At 70.4% G+C, this 16,277-nt stretch carries 12 protein-coding genes; 6 read left to right on the top strand and 6 right to left on the bottom strand.

The window, feature by feature from the left end; translation table 11 throughout:
* Window positions 1-3: 3 nt before the first annotated feature.
* The 4 genes from IPN03_12475 to recO form a co-directional block, all read right to left on the bottom strand.
* Complete coding sequence (locus IPN03_12475) at window positions 4-576, bottom strand: chalcone isomerase family protein (protein ID MBK9374512.1); 573 nt, start codon at window positions 574-576, stop codon at window positions 4-6.
* 191 nt (window positions 577-767) lie between these two features.
* Window positions 768-2,837 carry a glycine--tRNA ligase subunit beta gene (locus IPN03_12470; GenBank protein MBK9374511.1) on the bottom strand — a complete coding sequence of 690 codons (2,070 nt, stop codon included), beginning with the start codon at window positions 2,835-2,837 and terminating at the stop codon, window positions 768-770.
* 1 nt (window position 2,838) lies between these two features.
* On the bottom strand, window positions 2,839-3,753 hold the full coding sequence (glyQ, locus tag IPN03_12465) for a glycine--tRNA ligase subunit alpha (protein ID MBK9374510.1): 915 nt from the start codon (window positions 3,751-3,753) through the stop codon (window positions 2,839-2,841).
* A 69-nt stretch (window positions 3,754-3,822) separates the two neighbouring features.
* On the bottom strand, window positions 3,823-4,575 hold the full coding sequence (gene recO / locus IPN03_12460; protein MBK9374509.1) for a DNA repair protein RecO: 753 nt from the start codon (window positions 4,573-4,575) through the stop codon (window positions 3,823-3,825).
* Here recO and IPN03_12455 point away from each other — a divergent pair.
* The 3 genes from IPN03_12455 to mqnE are packed head-to-tail and all read left to right on the top strand — an operon-like array spanning window position 4,547 to window position 7,252.
* Entirely contained in the window at window positions 4,547-5,764 is a 1,218-nt protein-coding gene (locus tag IPN03_12455; GenBank protein MBK9374508.1) for an MFS transporter, read from the top strand. The genes recO and IPN03_12455 overlap by 29 nt on opposite strands.
* A 10-nt stretch (window positions 5,765-5,774) precedes the next feature.
* Window positions 5,775-6,023 (top strand): hypothetical protein, encoded by a 249-nt coding sequence (locus IPN03_12450; GenBank protein MBK9374507.1) that lies wholly within the window; start codon window positions 5,775-5,777, stop codon window positions 6,021-6,023.
* Between the two features lie 38 nt (window positions 6,024-6,061).
* Window positions 6,062-7,252, top strand: a complete 1,191-nt coding sequence (gene mqnE / locus IPN03_12445) for an aminofutalosine synthase MqnE (protein ID MBK9374506.1) — start codon at window positions 6,062-6,064, stop codon at window positions 7,250-7,252.
* A 96-nt stretch (window positions 7,253-7,348) separates the two neighbouring features.
* On the opposite strand, the gene IPN03_12440 is transcribed toward mqnE, so the two are convergent.
* The gene (locus IPN03_12440; protein ID MBK9374505.1) at window positions 7,349-8,875 is read right to left on the bottom strand and encodes a Do family serine endopeptidase; all 1,527 of its coding nucleotides are present in this window, start codon (window positions 8,873-8,875) and stop codon (window positions 7,349-7,351) included.
* A 103-nt stretch (window positions 8,876-8,978) separates the two neighbouring features.
* The gene (locus IPN03_12435) at window positions 8,979-9,710 is read right to left on the bottom strand and encodes a TonB C-terminal domain-containing protein (GenBank protein MBK9374504.1); all 732 of its coding nucleotides are present in this window, start codon (window positions 9,708-9,710) and stop codon (window positions 8,979-8,981) included.
* Window positions 9,711-10,422: 712 nt separating this feature from the next.
* Here IPN03_12435 and IPN03_12430 point away from each other — a divergent pair.
* From IPN03_12430 to infB, 3 genes are read left to right on the top strand one after another with little or no spacing between them, the layout of a single operon-like run.
* Window positions 10,423-10,893 carry a ribosome maturation factor RimP gene (locus IPN03_12430; GenBank protein ID MBK9374503.1) on the top strand — a complete coding sequence of 157 codons (471 nt, stop codon included), beginning with the start codon at window positions 10,423-10,425 and terminating at the stop codon, window positions 10,891-10,893.
* A gap of 54 nt (window positions 10,894-10,947) precedes the next feature.
* Complete coding sequence (nusA, locus tag IPN03_12425; GenBank protein ID MBK9374502.1) at window positions 10,948-12,750, top strand: transcription termination factor NusA; 1,803 nt, start codon at window positions 10,948-10,950, stop codon at window positions 12,748-12,750.
* Window positions 12,751-12,755: 5 nt separating this feature from the next.
* Window positions 12,756-16,238, top strand: a complete 3,483-nt coding sequence (gene infB / locus IPN03_12420) for a translation initiation factor IF-2 (GenBank protein MBK9374501.1) — start codon at window positions 12,756-12,758, stop codon at window positions 16,236-16,238.
* Window positions 16,239-16,277: the final 39 nt, after the last annotated feature.

The following is a 16,277-nucleotide window of genomic DNA, read 5'->3' as shown; positions in this document are numbered from 1 at the left end:
GTCTCAGCGGCCCAGGAGTCCCTTCTGCAGGTCCTCCGACGGGGGCTTCGGCCCGAGCCAGAGGGAGAAGAGCACTTCGGCGAATTCCTTCCCCTCGATCGTGGCCACGTCCTTGCCGTCGCGGTTGACGACGGTGCCCGTGCCGGGGGCGTAGGTGTAGGTCGTCACCGAGCCGTCCTTGACGTCGGTGACGGTCGCGAGGAGCTTGTCGATCCCGGCCTTCTGCGCCGGAGCCTTCTGCGGCGAGTTCGCCGTGAAGCCCTCCTGGAAGGTCTCGACGAGCTTCTCCCTGTCGACGCTCCGGAGGAAGTGCATCTTCAGCGCCTTCGGCGCGTCGGAGGCGAGGATGGCCGAGGCATTCGAGGCCGGCGCCTCGAGGTAGAGGCCCCCGACGTAGACCTTGAACATCGCCTTCTTGCGAAGGCCCATGCCGTTCAGCTTGAGGGTCTTTCCAGCGACCGTCACGGAGTCGGGCATCGTCGCGCCGGCCAGCTCCTTCGCGGCGGCCGGGCCGGAGGCAAAGGCGAAGGCGAAGGCGAAGGTGAGGGCGGCGCAGGATCGCCTCGAAAGGTTCATCGGAAGTCCTCCTCGAGCGGCGAGGATACTGCGTTAGCGCGGACTCGGGAGCAGCGTGGGCCGTGGCGCGTGTGGCTCCCGAGGCTCCGAGGCTCCGAGGCCGGCGACGAACGGACGGCGTTCGCGCTTCGTGCGTCCGCGTTGCGCCGCCAGGGCGGCGGCGCGACGAGGACGGGAGTGGAGATCCGGACCTACGCCTGGATCTCGCTCAGGCGCGCCACCCGGAAGAACTGGTCCCGCATCGCCGCGAGGAGCGAGAGGCGGTTCGCACGGACCGCCTCGTCGTCGACGAGGACCATGACGCCGACGAAGAAGCGGTCGAGGCTCGGGCCGAGGGAGGCCATGACGGCGAGGGCCTCCTTGTAGCGCCGGGCCACGATGAGCTCGTCGAGGATCCCCCGGGCCTGGTAGAAGTCGCTCGCGAGCTGGCGCTCGGAATCGTCGGACATGAGTGCGGGGTCGAGCTCGCCCCCGGCGGGCGCTCCCGCCTGCGTCAGGATGTTCTGGACCCTCTTGAAGGAGGCCGCGAGCGGGCCGAAGTCGGCCTGCTTCCGGACGGCGGCCACGGCGGCGACCCGCTCGGCGGCGTCGGTGAGGTCGGGACAGTCGGTCGTGAGGACCGATTCGATCTCGTCGTGCCTGAAGCCCCGGCGCTCGAGGAGGAAGCGGAGCCTCTCGAGGAGGAACGGGTGGAGGGACGCCGCCACGTCCTCGGCCGTCGCCCCGGCCACGTCGTGAAGCCTGCGGGCCGCGGCGATCGCGGACGGGAGGTCGAGCCGGAGCCCTCCCTCGAGAAGGACCCTCACGACCCCGAGCGCGGCGCGGCGGAGGGCGTACGGGTCCCGCGACCCGGTCGGGACGAGGCCGAGCGCGAAGAAGCCCGCGAGGGTGTCGAGCCGGTCGGCCAGGGCGACGACGCGCCCCACCTCGTCGCGCGGCAGGGCATCGTCGGCACCCGCCGGCAGGTAGTGGTCGTAGACGGCCTGCCAGACGCTCTCGCTTTCGCCATCGCGCCGCGCGTAGAGGCCGCCCACGACCCCCTGCAGGTCCGGGAACTCCCGGACCATGTCGGTGACGAGGTCGGCGCGGGCGAGGCGCGCCGCGCGCGTCGCCTCGGGGACCAGGTCCGGGAGGCCGAGACCGACCGCGAGGTGCTCGGCGAGCGCCTCGACCCGCTCCGTCTTCCGGAGCGTGTCGCCGAGCTTTTCCTGGAAGGAGAGGCGTGCGAGGCGCGGGACCCGTTCCTCGAGCGGGACCTTCCCGTCGTCGTCCCAGAAGAAGCGGGCGTCGGCGAAGCGGGCGTTGAGGACCCACTCGTTGCCACGGACGATGTGCCCCTTCGGGTCGCCCGTGTGGTCGGCGACGGCGAAGAAGTGCGGCGCGAGCGCTCCCGACCCGTCGCGGGTCGGCAGGACCTTCTGGTGCTCGCGCATGGCCGTGACGAGGATCTCCTCCGGGAGCTCGAGGTACGCCGCGTCGAACGAGCCGCGGATCAGGCCCGGCCACTCGACGAGGTGCGCCATGGTGTCGAGGAGGGACGCGTCGTCCACGGCGGAGCAGCCCACCTCGGCGGCGAGCGACTGGGCCTTCTCCACGAGGGTCCGGCGCCGGATGCCGTAGTCGGTCTCGACGAACGCCGCCCTCAGCTTCGCGAGGTAGTCGTCGACGCCGACGACGACGAGCCGCCCCGGTGCGAGGGTCCGGTGCCCGAAGGTCGTCCGGCCCGTCTCCACCCCGAAGAGCGAGAACGGCACGACGAGGCCGTCGAGGAGGCAGATGACGGAGTGCACCGGGCGGATCCAGGTCTGCCGGCCGTCCCCCCAGCGCATCATGCGGGGGAACGACATCTTCGCGACGACGGCCGGGATCGCCTCGGCGAGGATCTCGGACGTGAGGCGTCCCTCGACGACCTTGCGGACGGAGACGTACTCGCCCTTCGGAGTGGAGACGACCCGAAGCGCCTCGACGGAGACGCCCTGCCCGCGGGCGAAACCCTCGGCGGCCCGCGTCGGCTTCCCGTCGGCGTCGAAAGCGACCTTGATGGACGGTCCGACGGCTTCCACCTCGTGGTCGTCCTGCATCTCGGGCAGGTCGAGGGAGAAGAGGACGAGCCGGCGGCTGGTGGAATGAGTGAAGAAGGTTCCCTCGATCCGCTCGGCGGCGAGAGCCTCCGCGAGACCGCGGAGGAGGTCGTTGCGCGCCTGGGAGAGGACACCCGCGGGAATCTCCTCGGCCAGGATTTCCAGAAGGAGTTCAGACATGTCAGGCCTCCTCGGCCTCGAGGACGGGCGCGTCCGGTGCGGGCGGTTCCTTCGGGAGGAGCGGGTGGCCCAGGCCCTCCCGGGACGCGACCCAACCCTTCGCGCAGCCCACGGCGAGATCACGAACCCTCTTGATGACGCCGACGCGCTCGGTTGCCGAGACGGCGCCCCGGGCATCGAGGAGGTTGAACGTGTGCGAGCACTTCAGGGCGTTCTCGTAGGCGGGTACGACGAGCCCGGCCGCGAGGCACTTCCGCGACTCCCCCTCGTACTGCTCGAAGAGCTGCGTCAGGAGCGCCGTGTCGGCCACCTCGAACCCGTACTTCGAGACCTCGTACTCGTCCTGCTTGCGGACCTCGCCGTACTTCACGCCGGGAGCCCACTCGATGTCGAAGACGTTCCGCGTCCGCGTGAGGAACATCGTCAGCCGCTCGAGACCGTAGGTGATCTCGGCCGTGCAGGGAGCGAGGTCGATGCCGCCCGCCTGCTGGAAGTAGGTGAACTGGGTGATCTCCATCCCGTCGAGGAGAACCTGCCAGCCCACGCCCCACGCGCCGAGCGTCGGCGACTCCCAGTTGTCCTCCTCGAAGCGCAGGTCGTGGTCGGCCGGCTCGATGCCGATCGCCCGCAGGCTGTCGACGTAGAGGTCCTGGATGTCGTCGGGCGACGGCTTGATGACGACCTGGAACTGGTAGTGCTTCACGAGGCGAAACGGGTTCTCCCCGTAGCGTCCGTCCGCGGGCCGCCTGGAGGGCTGGACGTAGGCGCAGCGCCAGGGCTCGGGCCCGAGAACGCGGAGGAACGTGGCCGGGTGCATCGTCCCCGCGCCCACCTCCGTGTCGTACGGCTGCTCGATGAGGCAGCCCCGGGAGGCCCAGTACTCGGAAAGTTTCAGGATCAGCGTCTGGAAGTCCATCGTCTCTCCCGTCGGGAACGCGCGGAAATCGAGGCAGCGGCGAAGGTTAGCAGGGCGGCGCGCCCGGCGTCACGAACCGCCGGCGAGGGTCTCGAGGAAACGGTGGCTCTTCAGCTCGTGCCCCAGGAAGCGGCGGCGCACCTCGCGGAGGAGCTCTTCCAGAGCCCGGAGGGATGCGGTGTCGCCCGCATTCCGCCGGGCGAGCTCGTCGAGCCGGGATCGCCTCACGTCGGCCAGGAGCCGGAGGGCAGCCCCGGCGACCGGCACCGCGCCCGGGGGGGCGCACTCGTTCCCCACGAGCCCTGGCAGCTCGGGGTCGAATCGGGCTCCACCCGTCGAGAGGTCCCGCCCGCAGCCGGCACACTCGGTTCCGCCCGGGAGGACGCCGGAGAGGCGGAGGAGCCAGGCTTCGAAGTAGCGCGCTGCGAGGTCGGCCGGCGCTCCCTCCTCGAGGGCGTCGAGGACGTGGCGGACGAGCCGGTACGCCTCGGGCGCCTCCTCCGCCTCGGGGAGGAACGTCGAGAGGCTCTCGGCGAGGTAGGGAAGGAGCATCGCCGTTTCCGCGCGTGACGCCAGGCCGAAGGCGCTCCGCACGAGTTCCAGGCCGTCGGCGCGCGCCAGGTCGCTCCCCTCTTTCTGGAAGAGCGTCACCGAGACCTCCGTCAGGAGCTCGATGAGCGCCCCGCGCCGGAACCGTCGCCGCGCCCCGCGCAGGGCGGCACGGACGACGCCCCCGTCGCGCGTCAGGAGCGTCAGCGCGACGTCCTTTTCGGAGAGGGCATCGACCCTGAGAATGAAGGCCGTCGTGGAGAGAAGAGCCACCGTCCCGCATTCTCCCTCCCGCCTGCCGCGGACGGTCGTGGCGCTCGGAGCCGTCTCCTTTCTGACGGACGCCTCGTCCGAGATGATCTTCCCTCTCCTGCCGGTCCTTCTCGCCACGATTCCGGGGGCGCCGGCCGCGACGCTGGGGCTCATCGAGGGGATTGCCGAGGCGACGGCTGCCGCGGTAAAGGTCGTCTCGGGGCGCCTGTCCGACCGCTCCCCGAGGAGAAAACCGCTCGTCGTCGCCGGCTACGGCCTCTCCTCGATCGTCCGTCCCCTCATCGCCCTCGCCACGGCCTGGCCCCACGTCCTCCTCGTCCGCTTCGTCGACCGGATCGGCAAGGGTGTCCGCTCCGCCCCGCGCGACGCGCTCATCGCCCAGGTCACACCTCCCCAGAAGCGCGGGGCGGCCTACGGCCTCCACCGCGCGATGGACAACGCGGGCGCCGTGGCCGGGCCGCTCCTCGCCGCCGCGCTCCTCGGGCTCCTCGCCCTTCCGCTTCGGACCGTCCTCGCCCTCTCGGCCGTGCCGGCCGCGCTCGCCCTCCTCGTCCTCGTCCTCGCGGTGAAAGAGGAGCCGCGGCCGGAGGCCTCGCGGGCAGCGCGGGTCGACGCTCCCCCGGGACCTCTCCCGCCGGAGTTCCGCCGGGCCGTCGCGGCCGTCACCCTCTTCACGCTCTCCGCCTCGTCCGACTCGTTCCTCCTCCTGAAGGCGCGCGAGGTCGGCATCCCCGCGGCCGGGGTGCCGCTCGTCTGGGCCTTCTCGAACGCGATCCGCGCCGCGCTCGGGACCTGGGGTGGCGGCCTCTCGGACCGCTTCGGACGCAAGCGCGTCCTTGTCGCCGCCTGGAGCCTCTACGCCGCCTGCTACGCCCTCTTCGCGTTCGTCCGGACGCCGCCTGCCCTCCTCGCGGTCCTCGGCGTCTATTCGGTCCACGCGGCCCTCTCGGAAGGGGCCGAACGGGCGCTGGTGGCCGACCTCGTCCCGGCCGCCGTTCGCGGGCGCGCCTTCGGCTGGTTCCACGGTTTCCTCGGCCTCGCGGCGCTCCCCGCGAGCTTCGGCTTCGGTCTCCTCTGGACGCTCTACGGCTCGGGGACGGCCTTCCTCGCCGGGGCCGGCATCGCCCTCGTCGCGGCCGTTTTCCTGGCCGTTGCGGTCCCCGCCCATCCGGAGCGCGGCGTCCGCTAAACTCCCCGCCATGTCCGGACCCGTGTGGAAGCTCCTCAAGATGCCCGGAACGTGCGACTCGTGCGGCGAGAACGCCGCCGAGCTCCTCTCCGTCGGAACGGTCGTCGACTACGCGTTCCGCCCCGAGTACCGCTTCTGCCGCTCCTGCTACGACCGCTACGGCGGCCGACACGACGACCTCCACCAGAAGGCCGTCGCCGAGCAGCAGCTGCCGCCGCTCGTCTCGCGGCCCGACTCGCTGGAGGACGTCCCGGAGTGAGCCCATCCGGCGCCGGCGCGCCGGCGGAGTCGAAGGGAATGAACGGCACGCTCCCGCCCGAGGCCCCCGAGAGGCTCTTCGCCCGGCTGAACGACCCCGCCCTCCGCCCGCTGGCCGAGAAGGCGCTCTCGGGAGAAAGGCTGTCGTTCGAGGACGGGGTCGTCCTCTTCCGGACGCCAGACCTCCTCGGAGTTGCCGCGCTCGCGAACCGCGAGCGCGAGCGGCGCCACGGAAACGTCGGCTACTACAACGTCAACCGCTACCTCAACCCGACGAACCTCTGCTGGGTCGACTGCGGCCTCTGCGCCTGGGCCCGCAAGCCCGGCGTCGCGGGCGGCTACACGATGGCCATCGAGGAGGCGGTCCGCGAGGCGGCGGCCGGTTGGCACGACGGCATCACCGAGCTGCACGTCGTGGGCGGCCTCCACCCTTCGCTTCCCTACGACTACTACACGGGCCTCCTTCGCGCCCTCAGGGCCCGGTTCCCCGGCGTCCACATCAAGGCGTGGACGATGGTCGAGCTCGACTGGATCGCGCGCGTGGGGAAGAAGGACCTCCTCGAGACGATCCTCGAGCTGAAGGCCGCAGGGATGGACTCCTGCCCCGGTGGCGGGGCGGAGATCTTCGCGAAGAGGGTCCGCGACGTCATCTGCACGAACAAGATCGACGGCGAGACGTGGCTCGACATCGCCCGCCTCTGCCACGTCAACGGCGTGAAGACGAACGTGACGATGCTCTACGGCTCGATCGAAACGGACGAGGAGCGCGTCGACCACCTCGTGAGGATCCGCGAGCTGCAGGACGAGACGCACGGGTTCCTCGGGTTCATCCCGCTCGCGTTCCACCCCGACGGGACGCCGTTCGCGCACCTCCCCGCCACGAGCGGCCTCCTCGACCTGCGGGTCATCGCGGCGGCCCGGCTCCTCCTCGACAACCTCGACCACGTCAAGGCCTACTGGGTCCAGATCGGGGAGAAGTTCGCGCCGGTGGCACTCCACTTCGGCGCCGACGACCTCGTCGGAACCGTCACCGAGGAGACGATCACCCACGCCGCAGGCGCCACGACCGAGGCGGGGCTCTCGCGGCTCGACCTGGAGCGGCTGATCCGTTCGGCCGGCCGCGAGCCCGTCGAGCGCGACGCGTACTACGAGCGCGTCGTCCGTGACGCCCAGGGCCGCGTCGTCCGCGCGAACCGGCACGACTTCGTCCCCGTGGCGCCCCTTCCCTGAGCCGCAGAGCCCTTCAGACCCCGCGGCGGCCTGACACGGAAGCGCCCCGTGCCTCACGGCACGGGGCGCCTTTCTGTCCGAGGCTGGAAGAGGGCGTCAGTCCTTCAGGCGGACGGCCGCGATGAAGTTCGCCGGGCGCGGCAGGGCCCGATGGACGTAGAAGCGGGCGAAGCGGGCGTCGCCCGCCTTCTTCAGCTCCGCGCGGAACTGGGCGACGCTGGTGACGGGCGTGCCGTTCACCTCCTGGAGGACGTCCCCTTCGCGCAGGCCGGCGTCGGCGGCGGCCGAGACGTTCTTGACGTGGGTCAAGAGCACGCCTTCGATCTCCGACCCGACGGAATAGCGCTTCCGGAGGGCCGGGGTGAGGTCGTCGACGGAGATCCCGATCTTCTCGCGGTTCTCGTCCGCTGCCGGCTCCTCCGCGGGGGCCTCGCCTTCCTCGCGGCGCGTCTCGAGCGTCGCGACGGTCGTCTTCTCCTGGCCGCCCCGGATGAAGGTGATCGTCACCTTGGTCCCGGGACGCTTGCCGGAGACGTAGTCGATCAGGTCGCGGTTGTTCCTGACCGGCGTCTGGTCGACCCGGACGATGACGTCCTCGTGACGCAGCCCCGCCTTCTCGGCGGGCATCCCCTTCTCCACCGACTGGACGAGCGCGCCTTCACGGCTCTTGAGACCGAGCGATTCCTGCACCTCGGGCTCGATCGGGCCGATCTGGATGCCCAGGAAGCCCCGAACGACCTTGCCTTCCTTCAGCTGCGGAACGAGGCGCCGGGCGATGTTGATCGGGACGGCGAATCCGATGTTCTGCGCCATGCGGGAGATGGCCGTGTTGATGCCGATGACCTCGCCCGCGACGTTCACGAGCGGCCCTCCGGAGTTGCCGAAGTTGATCGCGGCGTCGGTCTGGATCAGGTTTTCGAAGTTGCTCGTGACGGCCGACAGGCGCGGCGCGCGCCCCTTGCCGGAGACGACGCCGACGGTGACCGTCTTCTCGAACTGGAGGGGGTCACCGATGGCCATGACCCACTCGCCGACACGGATCCGGTCCGAATCGCCCATGGCGAGCGTCGGAAACGGCTTCGTCCCTTCGATCTTCAGGAGCGCGAGGTCCGTCGCGGGGTCCCGCCCCACGACCTTCGCCTTGTAGACCTCCGTCTCACCGACGGTCACTTCGACTTTCTCCGCTCCGTCGATGACGTGGTTGTTGGTCAGGACGAAGCCGTCGGCCTCGATGAGGAAGCCGGTGCCGCCAGACTGCTGCTGCTGCTCCTCTTCCTCTTCGCCGCTCGGACGCCGGTCGGGACCGAAGAACGGCTGGAACGGCGATCCATCTCCGAAGAAGCGGTTCATCCCGCCCCGACGCTCGCTGGCCGGGATGATGTCGGTGGAGCGGATCGAGACGACCGCCGGCATGACCCTCTCGGCGATATCGGCGAAGGACGGGAGGCCGGCTCCCGTCGTCCGGGCGGGCGGCGCCGGCGTTGCCGCCGTCGCGGCCGGCGCCGCGGACGGATCCGCCGCGGCGGTCCGTGTGAAGTCGAGGCTTCCGGCGAGGATCATGCCGAAGACGACGGCCGCGAGAACGAGCGCTGAGAGCGAGATCACCTTGGTCCTGGTCTGCATGTCTTCCTTCTTCATCACCCTCGGCACCCAGCAAGGCCCATGCCCGCCGTGCCCGTGTCGTTCAGGCCGCTCTGGAGTGTCGCGATTGTCGCCCTATGGCCGTTCATCTGGGAAGGAGGGGCCGGGGCGGGTTCTTGCCCGGGTCGAGCGAGTCCATTTCTTCCGGCCGGATGTTGTAGAGAAACGTGATCGTGACGCCCTCCCGGGGATTCGGAAAATCCGGCGGAAGGGCGCGGAAGGGGCTCGAGTTGCGGATCGCCTGCATGGAGGCGTTGTCGAACGGCGGAACTCCGGACGAGACGAGGAGGCGAAGGCCTTCGACACGACCGTCCTTCATGAGGAAGAAGCGAACGACGAGGCGGCCCTTCATCCCGTAGTGGGCGAGCTTCGGGATCTCCCAGTTCCGTTTGATCTTCCGGATCATCTCGGCCGCGTAAGGGCCCCACTCGTAGCCCTTCGTGTCGAACGAGAGAGGGCCGGAATCGACGAAACCCCCTTCAGACTCCCATCCGCCACCCTCGTCTCCGCCGCCGCCCGAGCGCCCCTCCTGCGCCGCGACGCGCGCGGCTTCCGCGGCGGAGATCTGCTTGAGAGGGCTCGACGCCAGCCCTGAGAGACCTTTCGCGACCGGCGCGCCCTTCCCGGTGTCCGACACGTCCCCGGGCGTGCCGTCTTCCCCGGCTGCCGCGGCCTGCGCCTGGCGGGCGGCTTCCGCCGCCGCGCGAGCCGCCTCGGCCTCGCCGCGTCCCTCTCCCCGCTTTCCCTGGTCGAGATCCCGGATTCCGGCGCTCGCGTTCGACTTTCGGCGTCTCGGCCCTCGGCAGCCTCGGATCACCCCCTCCCGCCTTCCGGTCGAGGTCGGACGGCCGGGGGTTCGGCCCGGGCTGGGGCGCCTTCGGACCCGGTGCGGGGTAGAACTGGATCGGGATCGGCGGCTGGGGAGGCGGGATGGCCCAGAGCTTGTTGAGTCCGAGAAGGTCGGGAGGAAGCTCGTCGGGGTTGGGAGCAGCGTTTCGTCCGAGCGGTGCCACGATGACCAGGAACGCGAAGAGCGCGTGGAGCAGGACGGACAGGGCGACGGCGCTCTCCCTGGAGAATCCCCATCGGGAGGCGAGCGTCTCCCGCTCGACCTCCTCTTCGAGGTCGAGCGCCAGGAGCGGGATCGGGACCTCCTCGATCGCGACAGGCGCAGGACGCGCGAAGGGATCCTGAGCAGGGTCCAGCCCTCCCGGTGGCGGCCACGGGATGGGAAGCGAGTCCTCCGGACGGGACGGGTCGAGGTCGAGCAGGCTCTGCTGGTCTCTCTTCAATTTCTGACAGGCGACACGGACGGTCCCCCGAGTCGACGTATGGGAACTCCGTGCCACACGTCCCGGCGGACGCCGAGACCGCGCATCTTACCCGCCGTCAGCTTGATCCGAACGCTCCATTGGTGGTATGAATCACCTTCTGGGAGCTGACTTTCAAGGTCTTGAGGGTGGGCTTCGACGCCCACCCTTTTTTGTTGGAGACGACAGGCTAACCACAAGCTATCCAATGGTGACGTAGTGAGATCCGACATTCCGATCGGCGCCGAGACCCTCGGTCGCATACGCGAGGCCCTCGCGGGGCGAGGCCTCGAGCTGTGCCATGCCGGCTGGGTTCCGGGAGCAAGAAAGGGCAAGCTGACCCTGACGATCGACCGCGACGGCGGGGTGACCCTCGCCGATTGCGAGACTGCATCGCATCTCGCCGATGAGATTCTCGAAGCGGGCGACGAGATTCCCGACGCGTACCTCCTCGAGGTCGAATCCCCGGGCCTCGACCGGCCCCTCTGGACCCTGGAGGATTGCCGCCGGTTCGCCGGCCGGCGGGTCCAGGTCGCGACAACCGTACCGGTCGACGGCGCGAAACGGTTGAAGGGCCCCCTCGAGGCCGTCGAAGGCGACGCCCTGATCGTCATGGACGAGGACCGGAAGCGCCGCTACACTGTTCGGTTCGGCGACGTCAAGGTCGTCCGCCTCATTCCCGAGTTCTGAACCCGAGCCCGACCTTTCACCTCGCCGCACGGACGCATGGAGTAACCCGACACGATGAGCTCGACCGAGGCCCCGCCCACTGCCTCCCGGCCCAGGACGGCCCGTTCCGCGAAGGCCGCCAAGGCGGCCAAGGCCCCGCCTCCGACCAAGGCGATCGAGATGCTCGACGCGCTCAAGGCCGCCTCGCGCGACAAGGAGATCGAGCTCGACCGGCTCGTCTCCGCGCTCGAGGAGGCGGTCGCGACGGCAGCGCGCAAGGTCTACAAGGTGCGCGAGATCACTGCGCGCTTCGACCCGGAGACCGGCGGGCTGACGGCCTGGACCCCCTACCGGATCGTCGAACAGAAGACGAAGCCGGAAGTCACCGCGGTCCCGGAAATGGACCCCGATGACATACCGATCGGCTACGTGCCGCCGCCGCCCCCCGCGGCCGTCGCGGATGCCGAAAAAGAGATTCGCCTTCCCTGGATCGAGCTCCTCCCCGAGGAGATCCCGGGCCTTCTTTCGGGCGAGCTCGCCGGGCAGAGCTGGCAGGTCGTCCGGGACCCCGATGGCGAGGCCATCGCGGTCTCGCACGACGAGGCCGGGATCGGCGACGAGATCCGCCTCTTCCGCTCGACCGAAGGGCTGGGGCGCATCGCCGCCCAGAGCGCCAAGCAGGTGCTCTACCAGAAGGTCCGCGAGGCCGAGCGCGACAACATCTACAACGAGTACGCCCCGAAGCTCGGAGAGCTGATCACCGGAACGGTGAAGCGCTTCGAGCGCGGCGACATGATCGTCGACCTCGGCCGGACCGAGGCGGTCATTCCGCGCGAGCACCAGTCCCGCGCCGAGCGGTACACCCAGGGGGAGAGGGTCCGGGGCGTCCTCGTCGACGTCCACCGCAACCCCAAGGGCGCTCAGGTCGTCCTTTCCCGGACGGCCCCCGAGCTCCTGATGCGTCTCATGGAGATGGAGGTCCCCGAGATCTACGACGGGACCGTCGTCATCCGCGGCTGCGTCCGCCAGCCCGGCGACCGCGCCAAGGTGGCGGTCTCCTCGCGCGAGCGGGACGTCGACCCGGTCGGCGCCTGCGTCGGCATGCGCGGCGCACGCGTCCAGGCGATCACCCGGGAGCTGCGCGGCGAGCGCATCGACATCATCCAGTTCTCCGAGGACGTCATCGCGTACGCCCAGAACGCGCTCTCCCCCGCGAAGATCACGCGCGTCTCCCTCATGAACGCCGAGGAAGGCGTCGAGGAAGAGGGCGAGGAGACGATGCCGACCCTGGAGTGCATCGTCGAGGAAGACCAGCTCTCTCTCGCCATCGGCAAGCGCGGACAGAACGTCCGCCTCGCCTCGGCGCTCATCGGAGCGAAGATCGACATCAAGAGCGAGCAGGCCGTCAAGGAGCAGGTCGCCCAGGCCCTCCAGCGGATGCTCCTCGCATCGCAGCGTCGCGGGACGGCGCTCGCCGAAATCCTCGAGCTCGAGCCGGCCGCCCTCGAGGCGCTCGCCGCGGCGGGCTTCGAGACCGTGGGCGAGGTCCTCGAGGCCGACGGCGGCGAGGACGAGGAAGCGAGCGGCCGCCTCGACGCCGCCCTTCCCGACGAGGACGACCGCCTGGACGCCCTCGACGCTCTCAGGGCTTTCGAGTCGGCTCCGGCCGAGGAGGAGCCCGAAGAAGAAGAGGGCGACTTCCTCACCACGGACGAGGACGGCGAAGAGGCAGAGACCGAAGAGACGGAAGAGACCGAAGAGACCAGCGAGGCCGAAGGGTCCGAGGAAGCCGGCGACGCCGGTGCCGAGGACGCCAGCGGCGAGACGGCGAGCGAGCCCGGGGATTCCGGGCCGGAGACGGAGAACCCCGAGAAGTGAAGACGATGTCCGCGAAGTTCACCGTTGCCGAGCTCGCCCGCATGATGGGCAAACCCCCCAAGGAGGTTCTCTTCCTCCTTCAGGGAATCGGGGTCGACGTCAAGTCGGCCGAATCCGTTCTCGACCCCGGGACCGCGCAGGCGATCCTGACCGGGAAGACCCAGGCGCCGAAGACGCTCATCGTGCGCCAGACTCCCCTTCCGCAGCCTCCCGCCGCGGGCGTCGTCGGAACGCCGAAGCCGAAGGCGGAGAGAGCCGCCCTCAAGCGGATCAAGATCGTCGACAAGGGGCCTGAAGCCGAAGGCGCGACGTCCGATGCCGACGTGCCCGCCGTCGAGGCCGCTGCCGGCTCGACGCCACAGGTCGCGCCGACGGAGCCGGAGACCGTATCCGTCGCGCCGACCGCGGACAAGCCCGTTCCGGTGGCCCCGGCTCCCGAACCGGCCCCGCCCGCAAAGGTTGCTCTGGTCACTGAGCCCGCCCCGGCCGTCGCCCCGGAACCGCCGCCGGTGAAGGCGCCCTCCCGGGCCAGCAGGGCAGCGGCCAAAGTGGCGGCACCCGCGCCCGAGCCGGTTCCAGAAGCCGCGATTGCCGCGTCGGCGCCGCCTGCCCCGCTCGCGACCCCCGAACCGGTCGAACCGGTCGAACCGGCCGTCCCCTCGGCCGCCGCCCCCGTCCCGTCTCTGGAGGAACCCCCTCGGCAAGCTCCACCTCCGGCCGCCGAGACGGAAAAGGCCCCGGTCACGGAGGCCCCGAAGGTGGCAGCAGCGGCGACCCATCCGCCGGCTGCGGTCCATCCGCCCAGACACCCCGCGCCCGCCAAGCCGCCGGTGCCTCGCCCCACGGCCACGGCTCCCGCCACCGGCGCGGTCCGCCGCTCTGCGAGCGGCATCCAGACCGCCTCGCCCGCCAGCCTTCGCGCCGCGGCACAGAAGCCTGCGGTGCCCGGAGCGCGCCCCGGCGGGCCGGCAGGCGCACTCGGCCGCATCATGAAGCGCACCGGGGAGCCCTCCGTGCCGCTCTCGGCTGCTACCGCGGCATCCATGCCTCTCCAGCCGTCGAATCCGGCGTCTGCGCCGTCGTCCTCGCATCACGCTCCGCAGGCCATGCGGTCGGCACCCCCCGTCTCCTCGGCGGCGGCACCCCGGTCGGGCGTTTCCGGCCGGGCCGTGATCGCGCCCCCGAGCGCGGCGACGATCCGCGCCGTGGCGCGGCCCACTCCAGGAGCCGTCGTCGCTCGCCCGGCCATTCCCGCACCCGCCACACCCGGCACGTTCCAGCGGCCCGGGATGCCGCCGCGGCCGGGCTTCGCTCCCCGCCCCGGCTTCCCCGCCCGCCCCGGCATGCTCGGACGAGGGGGCCCGATGGCTCCCGCCATGCCTCCGCCGGCCATTCCCGGGACCACTGACCGCAGCAGGCGCAAGGACGCTGTCAAGGGCGGCAGCGCCGTCCCGGCCAAGAAGGACGACAAGAAGACCGCTTCGAAGAAGCTCAGGACCAAGGAAGCCTCCGCTCTGGCGACGAACGTCCGCGACTACCTCGGCACCTTCCGGGAAGACACCTACGAGGACGTCCCGGGCGCCGTACCGGGCGAGGGGGAGGAGGTCGATCCGAACAGGCCGATCTCCAAGTCGGCCCAGCGCCGCGCCGGCAAGCGGACGATGATGACCGAGACCGGAGCCGTGATCGAGGTCAAGAAGGACCAGAGCGGCCCCGTCTTCCTCTCCGAGGGCGTCACCGTCAAGGAGCTGTCCGAGAAGACCGGCATCCTCGCCAAGGACCTCGTCAAGGCCTTCCTCGGCCGCGGCATCCTGGCGGCGATCAACCACCCGGTGAACCCGGTCCTCGCCGTCGAGATCGCCCGCGATTTCGGCATCGAGGCCGCCGTCGTCTCCTTCGAGGAAGACCTCGAGCTCTCCCGCCAGCAGTCGCAGGCGGATGACGAAGCGGCCAACGCGGCCTCCACCGCCGACAAGAAGCCCCGCGCTCCCGTCGTCACGGTCATGGGCCACGTCGACCACGGCAAGACGTCCCTCCTCGACGCCATCCGCAAGGCGAAGGTCGCCGAGGGCGAAGCGGGCGGCATCACGCAGCACATCGGCGCCTACCGCGTCCAGGTCAAGGGCCGCGCGATCGTCTTCCTCGACACCCCCGGCCACGAGGCCTTCACCATGATGCGTGCCCGCGGCGCCCGGGCGACCGACATCGTCGTCCTCGTCGTCGCCGCCGACGACGGCGTCATGCCGCAGACCGCGGAGGCGATCGACCACGCCCGCGCCGCCAAGGTCCCGGTCGTCGTCGCCATCAACAAGATCGACAAGCCCGAGGCGAACGTGATGAGGGTCAAGCAGGCCCTCGCCGACAAGGGCGTCCTCGTCGAGGAGTACGGCGGCGAGGTCGTCTCCTGCGAGATCTCCGCCAAGAAGCTGATCGGCATCGACGCTCTGCTCGAGATGATCCTCCTGCAGGCCGACCTCCTCGAGCTGAAGGCCGCCGTCGACGGGCCCGCCCGCGGCGTCGTCCTCGAGGCCCGTCGCGAGGTGGGCCGCGGCACCCTCGCCACGGTCCTCGTCCAGCACGGGACCCTGAAGGTCGGCGACGTCTTCTTCGCCGGCTCGGCCGTCGGCCGCGTCCGCGCGATGCTCGACGACCGCGGCCAGCGCGTCCTCGAGGCCGGCCCGGCGACTCCCGTCGAGGTCATGGGCTTCGACGACATCCCGAACTCGGGCGACTCCCTCCAGGTCGTCGAGGACGAGTCGAAGGCCCGCCAGGTCACCGGGTTCCGCCAGCAGAAGGAGCGGGAAGAGGCCCTGGCCAAGACCTCGCGCCTCTCGCTCGACTCGCTCTTCACCCGGATGGCCAAGGGCGAGGTCAAGGAGCTCCCGATCATCCTCAAGGCCGACGTGCACGGCTCCGAGGAGGTCATCACCCAGTCCCTCAACAAGCTCTCGACCGCCAAGGTCAAGGTCAACGTCCTGCACACCGGCGTCGGGGCGATCTCCGTCAACGACGTCCTCCTCGCCTCGGCCTCGGAGGCCATCGTCATCGGCTTCAACGTGAGGCCGGAGCGCAAGGCCCAGGAGCTCGCCGACAAGGAAGGCGTCGACATTCGCCTCTACTCGGTCATCTACAACCTGACCGACGAGATCAAGAAGGCCATGGCGGGCCTGCTCGACACCGTGAGCAAGGAGATCGCGAAGGGCCGCGCCGAGGTGCGCGAGACGTTCCGGATCCCGAAGATCGGCTTCATCTGCGGCTGCATGGTCGTCGACGGGGTCATCCCGCGCGGCGCCAACGCCCGTCTCCTCCGCGACAATCGCGTGATCTACGAGGGGAAGATCGGTTCGCTGCGCCGCTTCAAGGAAGACGCCTCCGAGGTCAAGAGCGGCTTCGAGTGCGGTATCGGCATCGCCGGCTACCAGGACGTCAAGGTCGGCGACGTCATCGAGGCCTTCGTGACCGAAGAGGTCGCCGCCTCCCTGACGTAAGGCCGGAGGATCAGCCCCGGGGCATCCGCCCCGGGGCGC

It is taken from the genome of Holophagales bacterium, assembly GCA_016719485.1.
Classification (GTDB): domain Bacteria; phylum Acidobacteriota; class Thermoanaerobaculia; order UBA5066; family UBA5066; genus UBA5066.
The sequence above is the reverse complement of the archived record's forward strand: the minus strand, read 5'-3'. Positions and strand labels throughout refer to the sequence as shown.